This is a genomic window from Bacillus pretiosus (genome assembly GCF_052947655.1).
Window position 1 is genome coordinate 5,125,515 of the sequence record NZ_CM129593.1, and the last position, 20,861, is coordinate 5,146,375.

Sequence of the window (20,861 nt, forward strand, 5' to 3'; positions counted from 1 at the left end):
CTTCTTTTGTCAGTCAGAGAGAATAGAAGAATAGGAGAGGAAAAAATGAAAAAATCTTTGAAACAAAAAATAGTAAGCTCTTTGCTTGCTGTATCACTCGCTGTTAGCTTAGCTCCAATTGGACAAGCCAAAGCTGATTCCACGTCAGAAATCACACAGACTTCACCTATCACAAAACAAGTTGATGCAAGCCGCGCTATCGAACACATCCGTTTCTTATCCGAAACAATTGGTCCTCGCCCTGGTGGGACAAAATCAGAAGAATGGGCTTCTCGCTACGTTGGTATGCAGCTTAAATCAATGGGCTATGAAGTAGAATATCAACCATTTCAAGTACCGGATCAATACGTTGGATTTATTGAATCATCATTATCCACAAAGCGTAATTGGCAAGCCGGTGCTGCCCCTAACGCACTAATTTCTACAGAAGCTGTTACAGCTCCTCTTATCTTTGTTCAAGGTGGAACAAAATTAGAGGATATCCCAAATGAAGTAAACGGAAAAATTGTTCTATTTGAAAGAGGAACAACAGTTGCAGACTATAATAAACAAGTTGAAAATGCTGTTAGCAAAGGAGCAAAAGGTGTCCTTTTATACAGTTTAATTGGCGGACGCGGAAATTATGGACAAACCTTCAATCCCCGCCTAACGAAAAAGCAGTCTATCCCTGTCTTTGGTCTTGCTTATGCACAAGGAAATGCATTTAAAGAGGAAATCGCTAAAAAAGGGACCACTCTTCTTTCTCTAAAAGCGAGACATGAATCTAACTTAACATCACTTAATGTCATCGCTAAAAAGAAACCAAAAAATAGTACAGGTAATGAAAAAGCTGTCGTTGTAAGTTCGCACTATGATAGTGTCGTTGGAGCACCTGGAGCAAACGATAATGCTTCTGGTACAGGATTAGTATTAGAATTAGCTCGTGCTTTTCAAAATGTAGAAACTGATAAAGAAATTCGTTTTATTGCTTTTGGTTCTGAAGAGACTGGCTTACTTGGCTCCGATTATTACGTTAATAGTCTATCCCAAAAAGAACGTGATCGAATTTTAGGTGTCTTTAACGCAGACATGGTTGCAACAAATTACGATAAAGCAAAGAATTTATATGCTATGACGCCTAACGGTTCTCCAAACCTTGTAACAGACGCAGCCTTACAAGCAGGTAAACAATTAAATAATGACCTCGTACTGCAAGGGAAATTCGGCTCTAGTGATCACGTGCCATTTGCTGAAGTTGGTATTCCTGCCGCCCTATTTATTTGGATGGGTGTCGATAGTTGGAATCCATTAATCTATCATATTGAGAAGGTATACCATACGCCTCAAGATAATGTGTTAGAAAACATTTCGCCTGAACGTATGAAAATGGCATTAGAAGTTATCGGGACAGGAGTTTATAATACACTTCAAAAATCTGTTGCTCAAACTGAACAGAAAGCTGCTTAATCATTTAAAAGACCACTGATTTTTATCGGTGGTCTTTTATTGAGAAAATATTTATATGCATAAAAGCATATTTCCTCCTGCTCATTATCCTATACAATATTAATTGTAACAAAAATGATTACAACTAATAAGGAGGCTTTTTCTACTATGAAAAAAATTATTTTAGCCAGTGCTTTAACTTTAGCAGGAATTACTGGCGCTACCGCTTTTATTCCTGAAACAAAAGTCGCTGCTGCCACTCAAGAACAAAGCTTTACAAAATTTTATTCTTTGCAAACTGGAAGTAGTTCTGAACAAGAACCTATTTTCCTTCAAAAAGGACAGGAACTAACAATTCAACCTAACAGTAAAACTCCTAGTTACAGTGTTTATGACTCAAATCATAACCTTATCGGGCGCTATTCTGATGGTTACGGCCGAATTTTCACTGCAAAAACAGATGGAAATATGTATGTTCAATTTCACGCACCTTTCGTTTACTATAGTCCTGTTAGCTTTTCCGTTACGTATACAATCCAATAAAATAAAGGGCCTTTCTCAAGGCCCTTTATTTTATTTCCCAATTCACTTTTACAAAACCATCTTTCACCATTACACCACTTATATTAAATACATACTTTTCATTTGCCTTTAATGTAGCTTTGAAAGTACCTTTTTTCGATTCACAGATCTCTTTTAACTCTCTTATACCTTCTCCTTGCCTTTCATACAAGCTAAAACATAAATTCCCACGTTTTGCATCTGTCTCATAAGAAAATGTTACTTCTGTATCTTTTTCATACTCAAGTTCAATATCTTTCCCAGTAATATCCCATGATGAGAATTTTGCCTCGTAACCGTTCTCCCCTTGCTTCTCATTTTCTAAATATATATCACCAGCTCTCCACATATCATCTAACGTTTGAACGAAAGCAAAGCCGCTCAGTAATACAAACATCGTACTTGCAAATATGACAACTAATGTTATCTTTTGTTTTTTCATAGCCTTCATCGTATGTTCTCCTTCTATTTTCTTGTTACTTCTTCGTATCATATATAACAAAACTCCAATAAAAAATGGTAATACAATCGCTATAACACTCCACCACTTACTTATTCCAAGCGTTTTCGCATCTGTATACACCCATGATGCTACACATACTAAAAGTGCTATAAAAGTTAAAAGCATTGTAATCCCAGCTATCTCAAATACTACAAATGGATTAGCGAACTCTATCATGTAATTTATACTCCTTCTTTAAAAATGACTGTATGACAACATATATAGGAACGTATAGATGCATCATAATCACACTTGCTATCAACATAGGGACTTTATGATTCAAATGAGTGACAAACTGCTCCATAACAACTGTTAATAAAATAATCCAAATAGCATGAATACAAACAACCCATCTTTTCTCTAATTTCCGAGCATTTCGTACGCTCTGTTTCGTTTTATTTATCAGCTCTCCGCTTGGAATGGTGTCTTCAGCTAAGCTGCTTCTTATCTTCTGATCAAACTTATCTTCCGTCATAAACAAACCCCTCCAAATGTTCCCGCATTTGCTTCTTCGCATAATTAAGGCGGTATTTCACCGTACCAATCGGTATATTTAATATTTCGCTCATTTCTTTATAAGAGTATTGTTCATAATAGTAGAGTACGAGCACGGTTTTATATTTTTCATTCAATAGCTGTATAACTTCACGTATCATTTCCAATTCCACTTTTTGAATAAATTCTTCTGATATATTCACTTCATCTGCGAAATCGATTTCTCCACCATCCTCTTTATGAAACAAATCCAATACGCGATCTTTCCACCTTTTCTTCTTACGATAAAAGTCATAAAACGTACGAATACAAATTGTAGTAATCCATTTTTTATAATTTTCCACGCAAGAAAGCTGGTGCCTAGAGGAAAAAACTTTTATCCAAGTCTCTTGAAAAATATCTTCTGCATCTTCTTTCGTTTTCGCTAATTTATAGCATAAGGAATATATTTGCTGCTTATATATATCAATTAATTCTTCTACCTTTTCTTCCATCTTAAACCTCCTGTCATTTATATAAGACGACGCAAATTCTCCTTTTGTTTGATAAAATTTTATTTTTTTATTATCTCCATACAAAAAGGCAATCACAACATCGTGTGATTGCCTTTTACTGAAAACGAAAAATCGGTTAGAATACTCGGTGGCTTCGCGCCTTCCTCCTATTCTGAACGAGTCGCTTCTGCTTTTCTTTATTGTCCAGCTCTGCCTCCTAGCCCCTTCTGTCTAAGAACCTTCCCCACAAGAAGATAAAAAGCATCTTCTGTGGGAAAGAACCTTAGCCTTCGGGGCTAAACAGTCGGCTCCGCTTTTCTTTATTACATTTTTTCTGGTGCAGATACTCCTACGATTGCTAATGCATTTTGAAGTGTAGTGCGTACTGCTTTCATTAACTCATAGCGAGCTTTACTTAATTCTAAGTTGTCTTGGTTTAATACTTTTTCTGCATTGTAGAAGCTGTGTAATGCTGCTGCTAATTCAAATGCATAGCTTGTAATGCGGTGTGGCAGACGTTTTTGCGCTGCATCCGCAACTACAGCTGGGAATTCACCAAGTTTTTTCAGTAACTCTACTTCTTTCTCCGAAGTAACAAGCTTGTAATTCACGTCTCCGCCTGCAGCTAATCCTAACTCTTCACCTTGACGAAGAATACTGCATACGCGAGCATGAGCATACTGTGCATAGTATACTGGGTTTTCATTAGATTTTGATACAGCTAAGTCCATATCGAAGTCTAAATGAGAATCACCGCTACGCATTGCGAAGAAGTAACGCATTGCGTCCACGCCTACTTCTTCCATAAGCTCACGAAGTGTAACTGCTTTACCTGTACGCTTACTCATCTTCATTTTTTCACCATTTTGGTACAGTTGTACCATTTGGATGATTTCTACTTCAAGTGTTTCTTTATCGTAACCAAGTGCTTGAATAGCCGCTTTCATACGAGGAATGTAACCGTGGTGGTCAGCACCCCAAATGTTGATTAACTTATCGAAACCACGCTCTAATTTATCACGATGGTAAGCGATATCTGGCGTTAAGTATGTGTAAGAACCGTCGTTTTTAATTAATACACGGTTTTTGTCGTCACCGTAAGTCATAGAACGGAACCAAGTTGCACCGCCTTCTTCAAAGATCTCGTCACGCTCTTTTAATACTGCAAGTGCAGCATCGATTTTTCCGTTTTTGTATAATGATGTTTCTGAGAACCATACATCGAACTTAACACGGAAGCTTTCTAAGTCTTTTTGAAGTTTTGCTAACTCATATTTTAAACCGTATGAACGATAGAACTCATAGCTTTCTTCAGCATCAGCTTTTGCATAACGATCGCCAAAATCTTCAGCTAAACGCTTACCGATTCCAATGATGTCCGCACCATGGTATCCGTCTTCTGGCATTTCTTTCTCTAGGCCTAAAGCTTGCATGTAACGAGCTTCAACAGAAAGAGCTAAGTTATGAATTTGGTTACCAGCGTCATTAATGTAGTACTCACGAGATACATCGTATCCTGCTTTTGCTAATACGTTACATAAAGTGTCACCTACTGCCGCACCACGTGCATGTCCTAAGTGAAGATCACCTGTTGGGTTCGCAGATACGAACTCAATTTGTACTTTTTCACCTTTACCAGTATTCGTTTCACCGTAAGCTTCGCCAGCGTTAACGATTGTTGGGATTAAGTCTGTTAAGTAGCTATTATCCATGTAGAAGTTAATGAAGCCAGGTCCTGCGATTTCAATTTTTTCAATAGAAGCTTTTGCTTTATCGAAGTTTGCAACTAATTCTTCTGCAATCATACGAGGTGCTTTTTTCGCAACGCGTGCAAGTTGCATTGCCATATTTGTAGAGAAGTCACCATTTGTTTTATCTTTTGGAGATTCTAATACAACGTTTGGAATCTGTTCTTCTGTCGCTAATTCTGCCTTTAATACAGCAGCTTGAATTTCTTCTTTAATTAATCCTTTTACTTGTTCTAAAGAATTCATTATTTTGCCTCCTTCAAATTAAGTGTAATTGTATATCTGCCAGCTTCTTGTTCACTTAGAAGCAATGCGTACGTTAAGAAGAGTTGTCCTTTTTTCTTTTCATCCGACCATTTAAAAAGAACGTTATCAGTTTTCGTTTGCAATGCAAACGTACCAAGTTCACTCGTATACGTACCAGTTGTCCATTCACCTTTCACATGCGTTTGACGCATTGAAACAGCACCTGAACGCATAATGAGAACTTGTTCATCTTGAATTTTAATAATTGTTTTCACTTCGCCCTGTTCGTTCGGCTCTTGGAATGTTACATATGTACCTTGACCTTTTACATAGTATTGACCATTTGCTTCAAAAGCAACGGTTTCCTTCCTCGCCCCTTCACGGATTTCTGTTACGAAATGAACGTGTACCGGCAAGCCTGCAAGTTGTTTCTCCACGTCTTGCACACCTTTCAAATGTTATAGATATTAAATACTACTTATAATAAATCACTTTTCCTATCATATCAAAAAAAACCTCTGTCTGTCTGCTGAAAAATCAGGAAAACTCCATTTCAAAAAATAATTCACTTTCACTTTATTTCATATGATAAAATATTTTTTAAATCTAAATATTCTTTCATTTAAAGAGGTGAGTTATGTGCTACCGACAAAATTAAAAAAGGGTGATGAAATTAGAGTTATTTCACCATCTTGCAGCTTAAGTATTGTCTCAACTGAAAACAGAAAGCTTGCTGTAAAAAGATTAACTGACATGGGCTTTCAAGTTACATTCTCAACATATGCTGATGAGATAGATCAATTTGCTTCCTCTTCTATTTCTTCACGCGTTCAAGACCTTCACGAGGCATTTAGAGACCCTAATGTAAAAGCCATTTTGACAACACTTGGCGGATACAACTCTAATGGTTTATTGAAACATCTCGATTATGATTTAATTCGAGAAAACTCGAAATTTTTCTGTGGCTATTCTGATATTACCGCTTTAAATAATGCAATTTACACAAAAACAGGACTTATTACATATTCAGGACCCCATTTCTCTTCATTTGGAATGAAGAAAGGTCTCGAATATACGACTAATTACTTTTTACAATGCTTAACTTCTAATAAGCCTATTGAAGTCCTGCCATCTGAAACGTGGAGCGATGATTCTTGGTATATAGATCAGGAAAATCGAGAATTCATTACAAATGAAGGTTATATTTCGATTCATGAAGGCGAAGCAACTGGAGAGATTATCGGTGGTAATATGAGCACATTGAATTTACTACAAGGTACACCATATATGCCAAACTTACAGGGGAAAATATTATTTCTTGAGGAGGATAGTTTAACTGGAAAAGCTACCCTTAACACTTTTGATCGTTATTTACATTCTCTTATGCAGCAACCTGACTTTGAACATGTAAAAGGCATCGTTATAGGAAAGATGCAAAAAGGTGCAGAATGTACGATAGAAGACATTCAAGAAATGATTGCTTCAAAGCCTGAACTTACACATATACCTATTATTGCAAACGCAAATTTCGGGCATACAACCCCGATTTTCACTTTCCCAATTGGTGGACGTGCAAAAATCATTTCTAATAAAGAGAATTCAGCTATTACCATTTTAACGCACTAAAAAAGGAGCGAACGATTCGCTCCTTTTACGGTTTTTCTATTTTTTCCAACGCTTTTTGCGGAATTGATTCTTTTGGGATTTCAGCCCATCCTTTTCCTTGCATACCTTTTGCATAAATTTTTATAAACGCCCCCGTATGCAATTCACGGTTCATCATTCTTTTCACAACTTGTAACTTTCCGTCTTCTGTATACCCTTTAAATGTATACAAGTATTCACCGTCTTTTTTCTCACCTTTATTTATAACCGCATAATAATCTTGTATTTCTTTATTTGAAAAGAAGTTGTCTACAAAAGCATGCACACCTTCTGTTTTCGTGTTTAAATAGTACGCTGTTCCACCTAAAATAATGGCGAATACAGCTAAAACTTTAATTACCAATTTCATACATGCGCCTCCTGTTTGCACTTCTTTCTCACTAATCTTATGTCTATACCTGTATTATACGGAAAAAGGCATACCATACTCTATTGAAAAGTCTTACACTTTCCTTACATTATTGTAAGGGTTTTTCAACTTATAGCAATTTCCCAATAAAAAATTTTTCCGTTTCATGAACTTTTATATTATTATTGAATGATACAAATTTTTATTACAAAAATCAAAGGAGACAGTTTTCAAATGGCTATCTTGCAAGGTTTAGCACTATTACTTGTTGTACTTTGTCTATTTACACTTTTTAGTTACCGTGCTCCTTACGGAATGAAAGCAATGGGTGCTTTAGCTAATGCAGCAATCGCAAGTTTTCTTATTGAAGCATTTCACCGTTATATCGGTGGAGAGATGTTTCATAATGACTTTTTACAATCAGTAGGAGAAGCTTCTGGTAGTATGAGCGGTGTCGCAGCGGCAATTTTAGTCGCACTAGCAATCGGTGTTTCACCCGTATATGCTGTTTTAATTGGTATTGCTACTAGCGGATTCGGTATTTTACCAGGATTTTTCGCTGGATACGTTTGCGCTTTCGTCGTGAAATTTCTCGAAAAGAAATTACCGGCTGGTGTAGAGTTTTTAGCAATTTTATTTATTGCCGCACCAATCTCACGCGGAATGGCCATGCTTATGGATCCGCTCGTGAATGCAACGCTCGGTAAAATCGGTTCTATGATTTCAGTTGCAACTACAGAAAGTCCTATCATTATGGGTATTATGCTTGGTGGATTAATAACAGTTATTTCTACTTCTCCATTAAGTTCTATGGCACTAACTGCAATGCTTGGATTAACAGGTTTACCAATGGCAATTGGTAGTCTTGCCGTAGCAGCCTCAGCCCCGATGAACTTTATTTTCTTTAAGCGACTAAAAATTTGCTCAAAGAAAGACACAATCGCTGTAGCAATCGAGCCTTTAACACAAGCCGATGTTGTTTCAGCAAATCCAATTCCAATTTATGCGACAAACTTCGTTGGCGGTGCACTCGCTGGTATTATTACATCTCTGTTCCAGCTCGTTAATAATGCACCAGGAACAGCATCACCAATCCCAGGACTTCTTGTCTTATTCGGATTTAATGACGTTGTAAAAGTAACAATTGCTGCCGTACTGTGTGGAATCGTTACCACTATTGTTGGATACATCGGATCAATCGTATTCCGCAAATATCCAATTCGTTCTGCTGATGAAATTCGCGGCATTACTTCGGAAGAAAAAGTTGCATAAGAAAAGAGCTATTCTCATTGTTTGAGAGTAGCTCTTTTTCTTGTCGTGTAACGGTAAATGAAATTATATCAGCGATTTTTTTAATATATCGACTTACCGACACATAACGACAAAATAAGAGCTCCCTATTCATATAGGAGGCTCTTATTTTATCCAGCTATAGCGGCTAGAATGATCGGTGGCTTCGCTTCTTCCTTCGAGGCAAAAAGCGCCTCTACGTCTGAAGCTCCATCCCCCTCACATTCTAAACGAGCCACTTCCGCTTTTATTTCTATCCAGTTACGCCTCTTAGACCCTTGCGTCTAAGAACCTTCCCTGCCAAAAGGTAAAAAGCACCTTTTGCAGGAAAGAACCTTAGTCACCGGGTCTAAACAGTCGGCTTCACTTTTATTTCACCCAACCGAGCAGCATTTCCCGCACGAATTTGCTTGCTGCGACTGGTGTTTGATCACTATGGTCGTAGACAGGAGCTACTTCTACTAAGTCTGCTCCAACTACATTTATATTTGAATTTGCAATTGCCACGATGGAATCTAATAATTCTTTAGATGTGATACCTCCAGCTTCTAACGTTCCTGTTCCTGGAGCGTGAGCTGGGTCTAATACGTCAATGTCGATTGTGACATAAACTGGGCGTCCTGCAAGTTTCGGTAATACTTCTTTTAACGGTTCTAATACGTCAAATTTATATAAATTCATACCTACTTCTTTTGCCCATTCGAATTCTTCCTTCATTCCAGAACGAATACCGAAAGAATATACGTTTTCCGGACCAATTAAATCGCACACTTTACGAATAGGTGTAGAGTGGGATAAAGGCTCCCCTTCATACGATTCACGTAAATCAGTATGAGCATCCATATGGATGATTGCTAAATCCGGATATTTTTTTGCCATTGCCTTAAAAATTGGCCAAGACACTAAGTGCTCACCGCCGAGACCTAGTGGAAACTTATCGGCATCTAAAAGTTTTGATACATACTCTTCAATCATGTCTATGCTACGCTGTGGATTTCCAAATGGTAATGGAATATCACCCGCATCAAAATATTTTACCTCTTCTAGTTCACGATCTAAATATGGGCTATATTCTTCAAGACCGATTGACACTTCACGAATACGTGCAGGGCCAAAACGAGAACCTGGACGGTAGCTTACTGTCCAATCCATTGGCATCCCGTAAATAACTGCCTCTGACTCTTCAAAACTTGGATGACTTTTAATAAATACTTTACCTGAATAAGCTTCATCAAAACGCATACTCTTTTCCTCCTTGTGTGGAACTTAAGGTATCCCAACCTTTCATTATTTCTCAAATTTGGAGCCTATAACTCCTCTTTCTCGATTTACCTGTGCCTTCTTTTTCTTACAAGAAGACTACTTCATTTGTAGCAGTGTAAGTAACTAGCATGTTCAAGCCTTCTAGACAAACACCTTAAATGAGTCACTTACACTTTATTTATTTCAATTTAACGCTCTTACTTAATTAAATCGCCAACAAATTTCGGTAATGCGAATGCTGCATTGTGTAATTCTTTTGTGTAGTATTTCGTTTCGATTTCGTGGAAACGCTCTTCACTCACTTCTAATGGATCATGTTTTTTAGATCCAATTGTGAACGTCCAAAGACCACTTGGGTAAGTTGGAATGTTCGCTGTGTATAAACGAGTAATTGGGAAAATCTCCTTTACGTCTTTAAACACAGTTGTAATTAGTTCTGGTGTGAACCAAGGGTTGTCCGTTTGTGCAACGAAAATACCATCTTCTTTTAACGCTTTAGAGATTCCAGCGTAGAAGCCTTTTGTAAATAGATTTACTGCTGGTCCTACTGGCTCAGTAGAATCTACCATAATTACGTCATATTCATTTTCGCTTTCTGCAATGTGTAGGAAACCGTCTCCTACTTTTACTTCTACACGCTCATTATCTAGTGCGCCTGCAATTGATGGTAAGTATTGTTTAGAGTACTCAATTACTTTTCCATCGATTTCAACAAGAGTTGCTTTCTTTACGCTTGGGTGTTTTAACACTTCACGAATAACACCGCCATCGCCACCACCTACAACTAATACGTTTTCAGGGTTTGGATGTGTAAATAAAGGTACGTGCGCTACCATTTCATGATAAACGAACTCATCTTTTTCTGTTGTCATAACCATGCCATCTAAAATAAGCATGTTTCCGAACTCTTCCGTTTCAACCATATCAAGTTTTTGGAATTCTGTTTGCTCCGTATGTAATGTGCGGTTAATACGCGCCGTAATCCCAAAATGTTTTGTTTGTTTTTCAGTGAACCATAGTTCCATCGTACAATCACGCCTTTCAATGCAAATTTATAATAGGGACATCATTAATGTCCCCTAACAAAAATAAAACAAAACATCCAAAAAGTATAGTTAAAAGTACAAAAATACCGAAAATATATTTTAGTCAGAGGGTTCTAACATATGTACGAAAAGGGATTGCCCTGTAATAGGAAAGAAAACCCTTTCTTAGGAAAGGGCTTTTGTCTCTACTTCTACCGGCTTTCGAACCGGAATTAAAATCATTACACAACCGACTAACACAACAATTCCACCGACTAAAAACGGACTTTGCGGTGAAACAGTGTGGCCGATGATTCCTGATAAGATTGGAGCAATTGCGCCACCTAACCAACGAACGAAGTTATAAACACCTGATGTAACAGATCTTTCATAAGGTGAAATATCCATTACATAACTTGTAAATAATGCATTATTTAATCCAGATGCTAATCCCGATAGAACAATTAATACAATTTGTAACCACATAACTTTCACGAAGAATAGTGCGATTAAGAAAAGCGCAAATACGAGTAAACTACCTTTCAACAATGCTTTCGGTTCATATTTCCCTTCTAGCTTATGGGCCAAAATTGCAGAACCGTAAGCTAACGCTAATCCCCATCCGCAAAATACAAAACCTAATTGAATAGCAGATAAATGCATAATAAGTGGTGAGTATGCTAGCACAACGAAAAATCCGTAGTAGTATAACATTCCTGAAATCGCACCTTGCATAAACGGTTTATATTTCACCAGGTTAAGTAATTCTCCTACGCCTGCCGCCTTACGTTTCACTTTTCGCTCCGGTTCTTTTACAAAAAAGAAAACTAAAATAAATGCTAAGAAAATTAAAATACTCGTCGCAAAAAATGGGTAACGCCAAGAATGTCCACCTAATATCCCGCCTAATAACGGTCCGCCTGCCATCCCTAAACCGATAGCTGCTTCATATAGTCCTACTGCTTCATGAACTTCTTTACTTAATGCAATCAATAATGTCATCGCCGTTGCGAAGAACATCGCATTTCCTAATCCCCACCCCGCGCGGAAAATAGATAATTGGGCAATCGTTTGCGATATACCGCATATAAACGCAAATACAGTTACAATCGCAAGACCGATCGTCATCATTCGTTTATCACCAAATCTTGATGCGAATATTCCAGCTGGTAACATCATAATTGCCATCGTTAAAATATATGCTGTAAATAACATCTCTACTTGCCAATGCGATGCACCAATTTGCTCAGCAATACTTGGTAAGATTGGGTCGACTACCCCTATACCCGAAAAAGCAAGGAAGGTAGCCACCACTGTAATCAATCTCCCTAATTTTTGTTTGCTCTCCATTTTGATCATTCTCCTTTTGTACTCTCTAAAAATGTCGCTGCACGATGTAGGCTATCTTCGAGTTCCGCCTTTACACGCTGCATTTGATCCATTTTCTCGTCTAGCGTTTGCACTTGTTTTTCAAGCATCTCTTTAATTTCTTGAATCACTTCGCGGTCACGAGGATTCTCACTATTTCTTCTTTGCTCCATTCTTTCTTTTAACGATAAAAAATGTTGCATTTCTTGAAGTGTAATCCCTAACACTTCTTTCGCTTCTACAATCCTTTTAATTCTGGCGATGTCCTCGTCCGTATACAGGCGAATGTTCCCCTCACTACGTTCAGGGGGATGAATTAAACCAATTTCCTCATAATAACGAAGTGTACGTTTTGTTAAACCAACTTGCTTTGTGACTTCATCAATTTTATACATGTTTATTCCTCCCTTCACTCAATTATTACATTTTACGTTAACGTTAACTTTTGTGCAACTGTTAGACTTTTGTAAATGTTTATCCTATTCAATTGTATTTTTCCAAAAGCAGTTTCATAATGAAAGAAAAGAAAAGAAACGATAAGGAGATTTCCGTATGAATAAACCACTTATTTTCGCCCACCGCGGGGTAAAAGGAACACATCCAGAAAATACGATGATTGCCTTCCAAGAAGCAGAACGCATTGGTGCCCACGGAATTGAGCTTGATGTCCACCTATCAAAAGATGGTGAACTTGTCGTGATTCACGATGAAACAGTAGATCGCACAACAAATGGCATAGGTCTTGTTTCTGAAAAAACGGTAGCGGAATTACAAGCTTTAGATGCTGGTAGCCATAAAGACCCTTCTTTCCATGAAGCAAAAATCCCAACGTTACGTGAAGTATTCATTTGGTTATCTACGACAAATTTACAGCTCAATATTGAGTTAAAAACAGATGTTATCCACTATCCAACTATTGAAGAAAAAGCTGTTGCTCTCGTTCGTGAATACCATCTATCTAATCAAATTATATTCTCATCATTTAACCACGACTCTGTTTCATTATTAGCAGAAATAGCTCCTGAAATCCCAAGAGCAATTTTATATGATACACCACTTGCTGATCCTATCGCTGAAGCAAAAAATAGAGAAGCAACTGGTTTACATCCAAACTTTCAATTACTAACAAAGGAATTTATTCAATTTGCACAAGATCAAGGGTACGTTTTCCGCCCTTATACGATTAACGAATACAAAGATTTACAAACTATGATTGACTATGGCGTAGATGTCATTATTACCGATTGGCCAGCACGTGCCTTTGAGCTCCTTTCTTAATTGAAGGAGCTTTTTGTTTTCGAAATTTCATTGTTTAAAATAACCGAAAACCCTCAATACTAATACAATAATGTTTGTATTAGTATTGAGGGGCTGAAAAAGATGGATCAAACTATGAATCCGAAACTTAAAAAATATAAACGTCTTTTCTTCACCGTAATGTTTTCTTCTGTTCTTTTTTTTGTTTTTTCCTTTTTTGTTATTATTATAGTTGCAAAAATTATGGGACCTCCTCCTGTTGCTGTCCCACAAACAAGTGTCTTTTACGCTAATGATGACACTGTTATCGGACAAAGTAATGAAATGCAAAAACGTTACAATGTATCTCTCAATGAAATTTCTCCTTATGTAAAAGAGGCGACACTTTCTATCGAAGATCAACGATTTTACAAACATCATGGCTTTGATATGAAACGTATTGCTGGTGCTATTGTTGCCGATTTAAAAGCGATGGCAAAGGTCCAAGGTGCTAGTACGATTACACAACAGTATGCTCGTAACCTATACTTAGATCATGATAAAACGTGGAAACGTAAACTATTAGAAGCGATGTACACAATTCGCCTTGAAGTGAACTATAATAAAAATCATATTTTAGAAGGATATTTAAATACAATTTATTACGGGCATGGTGCTTACGGAATCGAAGCTGCGTCTCGTCTATATTTCGATAAAACAGCAAAAGAATTAACATTAGCGGAAGCTAGTATGCTCGCAGGTATCCCGAAAGGACCTAGTGTCTATTCTCCCTTTTTAAAAGAGGATCGTGCGAAAGGACGACAATCTCTCATATTAGACGAAATGGTAGAACAAGGTTACATTACGAAGAAACAAGCAACGTCAGCAAAAAAAGAGCCACTAACTTTTGCCTCATTAGATACAAAAAAAGTGGCAGAGATTGCACCTTATTTCCAAGATGCTGTACAAGCTTCTCTTCTTCGTGATATCGGATTAGATGAACAAGCCTTACAAAAGGGTGGCCTGCGTATTTATACAACACTAGACCCTAAATTACAATCTGTTGCAGAGCAAGCTGTAAAAGATCACATACCTGACACAACAAACATACAAACTGCGCTCGTCTCTATGAATCCAAAAACAGGTGAAGTAGCTGCCCTTGTTGGTGGAACTGATTATAATACGAGTCAATTTAACAGGGCTACACAGGCCGCTCGACAGCCTGGATCTACGTTTAAGCCATTCCTGTATTACGCGGCATTAGAACGAGGATTCACCCCTGCTACGCGCTTAAAAAGCGAATACACTGTGTTCACTTTAGGTGACGGTGTTTCAAAGTATAAACCGAAAAACTATAAAGACTATTATGCAGACGATTTTGTAACAATGGCGCAAGCTCTTGCGGTCTCTGATAACGTATATGCCGTGAAGACCAATTTATTTTTAGGCGAAGACATTCTTACAAAAACAGCGAAGCAATTCGGTATTACTACCGCATTAAAAGATGTTCCGTCTCTCGCTCTCGGTACATCTCCTGTAAAACCAATTGAAATGGTTAACGCTTATAGCATGTTCGCAAACGGCGGAAAAGAAGTAAAACCGATGTTTATTCGCCGCATTATGGACCAGGAAGGAAACATGCTATACGATGCTCATTTGGAGAGTAAACAAGTTCTCGATAAAAGCAAAGCGTTTGTAATGGAAGAAATGATGACGGGCATGTTTAATAAAAAACTGAGCAGCTATGCTGCTGTAACTGGTCAATCGATGTTATCTAAACTATCAAGAACATATGCCGGAAAATCCGGTTCTACTGAAACAGATAGTTGGATGATTGGATTTACCCCGCAAATCGTAACGGGTGTATGGGTTGGATACGATCAACCTAAATCGATTTCAAACGTAGCAGAACAAGGATATGCGAAAAAAATATGGACCGATACGATGGAAAAAGGCTTAGATGGACAACCTCAAAAAGAGTTTAAACAACCAAGTGACGTCGTTGCAGTCGATATTAACCCTGAAAACGGAAAAATCGCTACAAAAAATTGTCCCATTTCAGTTAAAATGTATTTCGCAAAAGGTACAGAACCAACTGAATATTGTATGGATCATGTCGATGACAAAGAGGAATTTGAAAAGACAACTGAAGAAAAGAAGAAAACAAGTTGGTGGAAAAAATATCTTCCTTGGTAAAAAAAATAGCTGACGGGCATCCGTCAGCTATTTTTTATTCACTTAATAATGCACGGCGCAATTCTTCACTAGATTCGTTCCAAATCGCTTCATTATGTTCTTTCAAGAATGTACCAAGTACTTTTTTAGATGATTCATCCATATGGTCAACCATAATGTAACGCTTCATTGATTTATCCATTTTGTTTACGTGCTCTGGAAGTGATTTATATCCGCGGCGAATTTCACGGTCAACTGTCATTTCACAAGCTGTTACACCTGCATAATAAGCACCTGTCGCCGTTCTTTCAATCGTTACCCACACAAGCCAAAATGGTTTTCCGTTTGGAACTTCATCTTTATTTGTTAAAAACTTAATACCTTTTTCGACTGTACTACGTGCATGCATTGCACCGATATCAACAAATGCTGTTTTCTCTAGTACATCGACAAATACAGGTGAAATGTTTTCTAGACTTAATGCTCCAACACCAAAACCACCATGTCCATCTGTTGAATCATTTTTCACGATATTAAAACCGATTTTTTTCTTTTTCTCTGTCATATGTAAACTCCTCCTCACTTAATGATTATAAAAGGCCAAAAATAGGCGCAATGATACTGTCTAAAAATACAAATACATATGGAATGACAACATTAAAAATAGGTTGAATTGTATAATTGCTAAGCGGTGTAATAACAAGAATTAATAACGCTATTGCTCCATACTTTTCATACTGTGTCATTTTCGCACGAATATTTGTTGGTGCTAGATCTTCCACAACTCGATACCCATCAAGTGGCGGAATTGGCAATAAGTTAAATACAAGTAATACGATATTAAGCATAATAAAAATTCGGAAGAATTGAGCCAATGTATCTGCTACTGCAAATGGAATTGAATCTAATACACCAAATGTTAATAGGCTATACCAAATAATTAAACCAATTGCACTTAAAATTAAGTTACTAATTGGGCCTGCAATTGAAACTAATATCCCTGCAAGACGCGGCCTTTTAAAGTTATATGGGTTAACAGGAACAGGTCTTGCCCAACCAAAACCAAGAATTAATACAGCGATCATCCCAATAGGATCTAAGTGCGCCATCGGTGATAATGTTAAACGGCCTTGCTTCTTTGCTGTATCGTCTCCAAATTTATATGCAACATATGCATGCGCAAATTCATGCACTGATAACGCAATAATAATGGCCATTGCTACCAACGGAATTTGTTGCAATGGGTATCTAAATAACTGATCCATGATTCATCTCCTCTTCAATATGTCAAAAAAAGAAATTATTTGTTTTTTCGATTGTTCTTCCCCATAATCCGCTATAATAAGAGTGTAACTTACATAAAAGGAGCGATTATATATGCCATACGTAACAGTGAAAATGCTAGAAGGACGCACAGAGGAACAAAAGAAAGCTCTTGCTGAGAAAGTAACAGCAGCAGTAAGCGAAACAACTGGTGCTCCTGAAGAAAACATCGTTGTTTTCATCGAAGAAATGTCTAAAAACCATTATGCAGTTGGCGGAAAACGCTTAAGCGACAAATAATTTCAAGTTCTTTCATAAGAAGCAGCTCTTAGCTGCTTCTTATTTTTTTCCTTCTAGTAATTCGATGATTCTCTCTTTATATTTTCCTTTTCTTCCATCTTCATAGATTAAATCATGCGGATAGAATAGTTTTTGATCCCTTCTCTTCTTACCAGTAATTGCCTCAACAATATCCGATTCACGCGAAAGCTCTCTAAGCTCTCCATTTGGCATAAGAAGTAAGATTGGCAGACGTTCTTCTTCTTCACCAGCACGGTAAAAGTCATACGGTAAGTCTGACGTTGAATCAACTACTAAATAGTATTCTGGATCAAGTCCAATCTTTTTAAATAAGCTACTTAATTCCATCCAATTATCTAAACCGTGCTTATCTGTAAACTCTACATATTTAAATAGGTTTCGATTCATAAAACGACGGCATAAATCACTTAAAATTGGATCTTCTTCGTCTTGCCATACTTGGAAGTAATAATACATAACGTTCTCGTCTAACTTTAAATAATCCTCTACTGTAACTTCTTCTTCAAATAAAGAATAGAAATGAACCGGATGATTTTTAAATGTATAATACTTCTCATGCAATGATTTTGCACGGTGTAAAATCTTCGTTAAAATAACTTCGGCACTGCGCGTTACCGGATGGAAATATACTTGCCAATACATTTGATAACGACTCATAATATAATGCTCAACAGCATGCATACCACTATTTTTAATGACTACTTGATTCCCATATGGACGCATGACACGTAGTATACGTTCCATATCAAAGTTTCCATACTTTACGCCAGTGAAATACGCATCTCTTAATAAATAGTCCATACGATCTGCATCAATTTGACTGGAAATCATGCTAATCGCTAATTTATTCGTAGATGTTTTGGCGATTACATCGGCTACCTTTTGCGGGAATTCTTTATCCACACGACTTAATATGCGATTAATTTCCGTATCTCCAACGATAATCTTTTGCGTAAATTTCTCATGATCTAATGAAAATACTTTTTCAAACGAGTGAGAAAATGGACCGTGACCGACATCATGAAGTAATGACGCACATAAACATAACAATCTATCTTCAGCATTCCAGTTTGGTCTGCCATCAAACACATCATCAATCATACGACGAATAATTTCATATACACCTAACGAATGAGTAAAGCGACTATGCTCTGCACCGTGAAATGTAAAAAATGTCGTTCCAAGCTGCTTAATACGGCGCAAGCGTTGAAATTCTTTCGTTCCGATTAAATCCCAAATAACACGATCGCGCACGTGCACATATTTATGTACCGGGTCTTTAAACACTTTTGTTTCGCTGAGTTTGTCGTTTAAATATACCACCTTCCGACATCCCCCTTTCTTTACTGCATTCTTACTATATATTATAAACGAAATAGGAAACAGAAAGAAATGAAAGACTATATTAATTGCCCTTATATAAAGAAAAAATCACTTTTACCAAAGTAAAAGTGATTTCTGTTTATACATTATTTCCCTAAAACGAATTCAGCAACTTCATCTAAGATCATTTCTTTACCTAGAGGGAAGTAACCTTTGTTTACGTCTTCGTTTTTAATTGTAAATACGTGGTTGTTTTTAACAGCGTTCATGTTTTTCCAAATTGATTCTTCTTTGAATTCTTTTAGACGTTGAGAACCGTCACCAGTTGTAAATACGAATAAGTAATCCGGGTTGTAATCGATTAAAGCTTCTTTTTGTACTTGTACTAGTGGTTTATCCGTTGGTGTACCTTTAACTGCTGGTAATTTTAAATCATTAAAGATTACGCTACCGTAACCGTAGTCACCGTATACGCGGAAAGCATTTGGATATGCAGCCATTTTCATAAATTTAGCATCGCCAGTTTTCGCAACGATTTTGTCATGTAATTTGCTTGCTTTTTCATCATACTGTTTGAACCATTCTTTCGTTTCTTTCTCTTTACCGAAGATTTGACCTACTTCTTCGAATTTCGGACGCCATTGGTCTAATGGAGTTTTTAACATAACTGTTGGTGCAATTTTAGATAATTGATCATAAATCTTTTCTTGACGATTGTTTACAAGAATTAAGTCTGGTTTTGCAGCAGCTACTGCTTCGATGTTAATTTTATCGCCCCAAGCAGAACCAACTGGTTTTACGTCTTTTAATTTCTTTTCAATATGTGCATCAATCTTTTCTTGAGATGTATTAGCAGTAATAATTGGTTTCATACCAAAGATTAATAATTCTTCTGTTGAACCACTAAGATCAGCAATTTTCTTTGGATTTGCAGGAATTTTAATTTCCCCTTTTGCGTGTTGTACAGTGCGCTCTTCAGTCTTCGCATCCTTCGCATCCTTCGCATCTGCTTTCTTCTCTTCTTTGTTAGAACAAGCTGCAAATAGTACAGAAGTAACGACTAATACCATTGCTAATAACGCCATTTTAAAATTCTTCATGTTCCCACTCCTTCTAGCTGTATTTCTCTTATAAGTTACAGTGAACTATAAGAAACAAGATTAACAATTAATAAATATATATTGATTAATTGTTGCTTATGCCCCGTTCTAACGGGTGTTCAACTTCCTATTTACTAATAAGAAGCTCAACGTCCATTAGAAGCCCCCCTCTTTACGAGGGGGATCTACTTATGCTTTTTTACGCAATTGATTACTAATCATCGCTAAATCATATGTTAAACAAATTGGTTTACAGTTTACTGGACACGGAACGATTTGAGCTTCAATCTCAAATACACTGCGAAGTGTTTCACTCGTCATCACTTCGTCTGGCGTTCCTTGCTTCATTAACTTACCTGCTTTTAATGCAATCATATGATCTGAGAAACGAGAAGCATGGTTTAAGTCATGGATAACCATAACAATCGTTCTACCTTCTTCTTCGTTTAACTTTTTCAATAAGTTTAATACTTCTAATTGATGAGCCATATCTAAGTACGTTGTCGGTTCATCTAATACGAGTAATTCTGTCCCTTGTGCAAGAGCCATCGCAATCCATACGCGTTGACGTTGCCCGCCTGATAACGCCTCTGCTGGACGATTTGCGAATTCTGTCATTCCCGTCACTTCAAGTGCCCAATGAATGTAACGATAATCCTCTTCTTTCAACGTTCCAAATCCTTTTTGATGAGGAAAACGTCCATATGAAACAAGTTCAAACACAGTAAGGCCAGTTGGCACTTCTGCAGTCTGTGGTAAAATCGCCATTTTCTTTGCGATTTCTTTCGTTGGCTGTTTCTCGATTGCTTTTCCGTCAAGATAAACAGTACCTTTTTTCGCCTTCAAAATACGAGAAGCTGTTTTTAATAATGTGGACTTCCCACAACCATTTGGTCCAATAATTGTTGTAATTTTCCCTTCCGGAATTTCAACTGTTAATCCATCAATAATTAACCCTTCATTATAGCCAACAGATACCGCATCAACTGCTAAAGTTGCCATACAAAAAGCC

Annotated in this window: 22 protein-coding genes; 7 read left to right on the forward strand and 15 right to left on the reverse strand. The window is 37.2% G+C overall.

From position 1 onward, the window contains the following. Nucleotides 1–45 precede the first annotated feature (45 nt). Both ACU8YW_RS26540 and ACU8YW_RS26545 read left to right on the forward strand, forming a co-directional pair. Nucleotides 46–1,446, forward strand: coding sequence for a M28 family metallopeptidase (locus ACU8YW_RS26540; protein ID WP_426934437.1), 1,401 nt, complete (start codon nucleotides 46–48; stop codon nucleotides 1,444–1,446). A gap of 147 nt (nucleotides 1,447–1,593) precedes the next feature. Continuing rightward, nucleotides 1,594–1,968, forward strand: coding sequence for a hypothetical protein (locus ACU8YW_RS26545; RefSeq protein ID WP_088065042.1), 375 nt, complete (start codon nucleotides 1,594–1,596; stop codon nucleotides 1,966–1,968). Between the two features lie 25 nt (nucleotides 1,969–1,993). Here the strand turns inward: ACU8YW_RS26545 and ACU8YW_RS26550 are convergent, their stop codons facing one another. The 5 genes from ACU8YW_RS26550 to ACU8YW_RS26570 form a co-directional block, all read right to left on the reverse strand. After that, a complete protein-coding gene (locus ACU8YW_RS26550; protein ID WP_088065043.1) occupies nucleotides 1,994–2,665 on the reverse strand; it encodes an anti-sigma factor in 672 nt (223 codons plus the stop codon). Then, complete coding sequence (locus ACU8YW_RS26555) at nucleotides 2,649–2,963, reverse strand: anti-sigma factor (RefSeq protein WP_087983725.1); 315 nt, start codon at nucleotides 2,961–2,963, stop codon at nucleotides 2,649–2,651. Before ACU8YW_RS26555 ends, ACU8YW_RS26550 begins: the two co-directional genes overlap by 17 nt. Further along, nucleotides 2,950–3,477: an RNA polymerase sigma factor gene (locus tag ACU8YW_RS26560; RefSeq protein ID WP_426934436.1), complete on the reverse strand. Its 528-nt coding sequence runs from the start codon at nucleotides 3,475–3,477 to the stop codon at nucleotides 2,950–2,952. Before ACU8YW_RS26560 ends, ACU8YW_RS26555 begins: the two co-directional genes overlap by 14 nt. 323 nt (nucleotides 3,478–3,800) lie before the next feature. Beyond that, nucleotides 3,801–5,471, reverse strand: coding sequence for an arginine--tRNA ligase (gene argS / locus ACU8YW_RS26565; protein ID WP_088065045.1), 1,671 nt, complete (start codon nucleotides 5,469–5,471; stop codon nucleotides 3,801–3,803). Further along, nucleotides 5,471–5,908, reverse strand: coding sequence for a YwiB family protein (locus ACU8YW_RS26570; protein ID WP_000414868.1), 438 nt, complete (start codon nucleotides 5,906–5,908; stop codon nucleotides 5,471–5,473). The genes argS and ACU8YW_RS26570 overlap by 1 nt, the downstream gene beginning before the upstream one ends. 202 nt (nucleotides 5,909–6,110) lie before the next feature. Between ACU8YW_RS26570 and ACU8YW_RS26575 the strand changes: the two genes are divergently transcribed. Continuing rightward, nucleotides 6,111–7,097 carry a S66 family peptidase gene (locus ACU8YW_RS26575; protein ID WP_088065046.1) on the forward strand — a complete coding sequence of 329 codons (987 nt, stop codon included), beginning with the start codon at nucleotides 6,111–6,113 and terminating at the stop codon, nucleotides 7,095–7,097. A gap of 25 nt (nucleotides 7,098–7,122) precedes the next feature. Here ACU8YW_RS26575 and ACU8YW_RS26580 read toward each other — a convergent pair whose 3' ends face one another. Further along, entirely contained in the window at nucleotides 7,123–7,485 is a 363-nt protein-coding gene (locus ACU8YW_RS26580; protein ID WP_000779928.1) for a YxeA family protein, read from the reverse strand. Between the two features lie 234 nt (nucleotides 7,486–7,719). On the opposite strand from ACU8YW_RS26580, the gene ACU8YW_RS26585 reads away from it, so the two are divergent. Further along, nucleotides 7,720–8,757 carry a PTS sugar transporter subunit IIC gene (locus ACU8YW_RS26585; protein WP_000996323.1) on the forward strand — a complete coding sequence of 346 codons (1,038 nt, stop codon included), beginning with the start codon at nucleotides 7,720–7,722 and terminating at the stop codon, nucleotides 8,755–8,757. Nucleotides 8,758–9,144: 387 nt separating this feature from the next. Here ACU8YW_RS26585 and speB read toward each other — a convergent pair whose 3' ends face one another. From speB to ACU8YW_RS26605, 4 genes are all read right to left on the reverse strand, one after another. Continuing rightward, entirely contained in the window at nucleotides 9,145–10,017 is an 873-nt protein-coding gene (speB, locus tag ACU8YW_RS26590) for an agmatinase (RefSeq protein ID WP_001209823.1), read from the reverse strand. A gap of 218 nt (nucleotides 10,018–10,235) precedes the next feature. Beyond that, nucleotides 10,236–11,063, reverse strand: a complete 828-nt coding sequence (gene speE / locus ACU8YW_RS26595) for a polyamine aminopropyltransferase (protein WP_000424696.1) — start codon at nucleotides 11,061–11,063, stop codon at nucleotides 10,236–10,238. A 186-nt stretch (nucleotides 11,064–11,249) separates the two neighbouring features. After that, the gene (locus tag ACU8YW_RS26600) at nucleotides 11,250–12,413 is read right to left on the reverse strand and encodes an MFS transporter (protein ID WP_060487953.1); all 1,164 of its coding nucleotides are present in this window, start codon (nucleotides 12,411–12,413) and stop codon (nucleotides 11,250–11,252) included. 5 nt (nucleotides 12,414–12,418) lie between these two features. Next, the gene (locus tag ACU8YW_RS26605) at nucleotides 12,419–12,826 is read right to left on the reverse strand and encodes a MerR family transcriptional regulator (RefSeq protein ID WP_088065047.1); all 408 of its coding nucleotides are present in this window, start codon (nucleotides 12,824–12,826) and stop codon (nucleotides 12,419–12,421) included. A 157-nt stretch (nucleotides 12,827–12,983) separates the two neighbouring features. On the opposite strand from ACU8YW_RS26605, the gene ACU8YW_RS26610 reads away from it, so the two are divergent. Both ACU8YW_RS26610 and ACU8YW_RS26615 read left to right on the forward strand, forming a co-directional pair. Then, nucleotides 12,984–13,709, forward strand: a complete 726-nt coding sequence (locus ACU8YW_RS26610; RefSeq protein WP_088065048.1) for a glycerophosphodiester phosphodiesterase — start codon at nucleotides 12,984–12,986, stop codon at nucleotides 13,707–13,709. Nucleotides 13,710–13,811: 102 nt separating this feature from the next. After that, a complete protein-coding gene (locus ACU8YW_RS26615) occupies nucleotides 13,812–15,863 on the forward strand; it encodes a transglycosylase domain-containing protein (RefSeq protein WP_088065049.1) in 2,052 nt (683 codons plus the stop codon). Nucleotides 15,864–15,897: 34 nt separating this feature from the next. On the opposite strand, the gene ACU8YW_RS26620 is transcribed toward ACU8YW_RS26615, so the two are convergent. Then, nucleotides 15,898–16,407 carry a YwhD family protein gene (locus ACU8YW_RS26620; RefSeq protein ID WP_087983730.1) on the reverse strand — a complete coding sequence of 170 codons (510 nt, stop codon included), beginning with the start codon at nucleotides 16,405–16,407 and terminating at the stop codon, nucleotides 15,898–15,900. 25 nt (nucleotides 16,408–16,432) lie between these two features. Continuing rightward, the gene (locus tag ACU8YW_RS26625) at nucleotides 16,433–17,107 is read right to left on the reverse strand and encodes a site-2 protease family protein (RefSeq protein WP_000372469.1); all 675 of its coding nucleotides are present in this window, start codon (nucleotides 17,105–17,107) and stop codon (nucleotides 16,433–16,435) included. Nucleotides 17,108–17,219: 112 nt separating this feature from the next. Here ACU8YW_RS26625 and thmT point away from each other — a divergent pair, with 112 nt between their 5' ends. Continuing rightward, nucleotides 17,220–17,405: a 2-hydroxymuconate tautomerase gene (thmT, locus tag ACU8YW_RS26630; RefSeq protein WP_001147171.1), complete on the forward strand. Its 186-nt coding sequence runs from the start codon at nucleotides 17,220–17,222 to the stop codon at nucleotides 17,403–17,405. Between the two features lie 39 nt (nucleotides 17,406–17,444). Here the strand turns inward: thmT and ACU8YW_RS26635 are convergent, their stop codons facing one another. From ACU8YW_RS26635 to ACU8YW_RS26645, 3 genes are all read right to left on the reverse strand, one after another. Beyond that, nucleotides 17,445–18,749: an HD domain-containing protein gene (locus tag ACU8YW_RS26635; RefSeq protein WP_098048872.1), complete on the reverse strand. Its 1,305-nt coding sequence runs from the start codon at nucleotides 18,747–18,749 to the stop codon at nucleotides 17,445–17,447. 146 nt (nucleotides 18,750–18,895) lie between these two features. Then, nucleotides 18,896–19,849 (reverse strand): ABC transporter substrate-binding protein, encoded by a 954-nt coding sequence (locus ACU8YW_RS26640; RefSeq protein ID WP_426934435.1) that lies wholly within the window; start codon nucleotides 19,847–19,849, stop codon nucleotides 18,896–18,898. 189 nt (nucleotides 19,850–20,038) lie between these two features. Beyond that, nucleotides 20,039–20,851 (reverse strand): ABC transporter ATP-binding protein, encoded by an 813-nt coding sequence (locus ACU8YW_RS26645; protein WP_000212064.1) that lies wholly within the window; start codon nucleotides 20,849–20,851, stop codon nucleotides 20,039–20,041. Nucleotides 20,852–20,861: the final 10 nt, after the last annotated feature.

Excerpts from the sequence above, each read along its gene's own strand:
- thmT (WP_001147171.1), top strand. The coding sequence starts at position 17,220 with ATGCCATACGTAACAGTGAAAATGCTAGAAGGACGCACAGAGGAACAA.
- ACU8YW_RS26645 (WP_000212064.1), bottom strand. The coding sequence starts at position 20,851 with ATGGCAACTTTAGCAGTTGATGCGGTATCTGTTGGCTATAATGAAGGG.
- ACU8YW_RS26580 (WP_000779928.1), bottom strand. The coding sequence starts at position 7,485 with ATGAAATTGGTAATTAAAGTTTTAGCTGTATTCGCCATTATTTTAGGT.
- ACU8YW_RS26555 (WP_087983725.1), bottom strand. The coding sequence starts at position 2,963 with ATGACGGAAGATAAGTTTGATCAGAAGATAAGAAGCAGCTTAGCTGAA.
- ACU8YW_RS26545 (WP_088065042.1), top strand. The coding sequence starts at position 1,594 with ATGAAAAAAATTATTTTAGCCAGTGCTTTAACTTTAGCAGGAATTACT.
- speE (WP_000424696.1), bottom strand. The coding sequence starts at position 11,063 with ATGGAACTATGGTTCACTGAAAAACAAACAAAACATTTTGGGATTACG.
- ACU8YW_RS26550 (WP_088065043.1), bottom strand. The coding sequence starts at position 2,665 with ATGATAGAGTTCGCTAATCCATTTGTAGTATTTGAGATAGCTGGGATT.
- ACU8YW_RS26540 (WP_426934437.1), top strand. The coding sequence starts at position 46 with ATGAAAAAATCTTTGAAACAAAAAATAGTAAGCTCTTTGCTTGCTGTA.
- ACU8YW_RS26585 (WP_000996323.1), top strand. The coding sequence starts at position 7,720 with ATGGCTATCTTGCAAGGTTTAGCACTATTACTTGTTGTACTTTGTCTA.
- ACU8YW_RS26560 (WP_426934436.1), bottom strand. The coding sequence starts at position 3,477 with ATGGAAGAAAAGGTAGAAGAATTAATTGATATATATAAGCAGCAAATA.
- ACU8YW_RS26625 (WP_000372469.1), bottom strand. The coding sequence starts at position 17,107 with ATGGATCAGTTATTTAGATACCCATTGCAACAAATTCCGTTGGTAGCA.
- ACU8YW_RS26600 (WP_060487953.1), bottom strand. The coding sequence starts at position 12,413 with ATGGAGAGCAAACAAAAATTAGGGAGATTGATTACAGTGGTGGCTACC.
- ACU8YW_RS26615 (WP_088065049.1), top strand. The coding sequence starts at position 13,812 with ATGGATCAAACTATGAATCCGAAACTTAAAAAATATAAACGTCTTTTC.
- ACU8YW_RS26640 (WP_426934435.1), bottom strand. The coding sequence starts at position 19,849 with ATGAAGAATTTTAAAATGGCGTTATTAGCAATGGTATTAGTCGTTACT.
- speB (WP_001209823.1), bottom strand. The coding sequence starts at position 10,017 with ATGCGTTTTGATGAAGCTTATTCAGGTAAAGTATTTATTAAAAGTCAT.
- ACU8YW_RS26620 (WP_087983730.1), bottom strand. The coding sequence starts at position 16,407 with ATGACAGAGAAAAAGAAAAAAATCGGTTTTAATATCGTGAAAAATGAT.
- ACU8YW_RS26605 (WP_088065047.1), bottom strand. The coding sequence starts at position 12,826 with ATGTATAAAATTGATGAAGTCACAAAGCAAGTTGGTTTAACAAAACGT.
- argS (WP_088065045.1), bottom strand. The coding sequence starts at position 5,471 with ATGAATTCTTTAGAACAAGTAAAAGGATTAATTAAAGAAGAAATTCAA.
- ACU8YW_RS26610 (WP_088065048.1), top strand. The coding sequence starts at position 12,984 with ATGAATAAACCACTTATTTTCGCCCACCGCGGGGTAAAAGGAACACAT.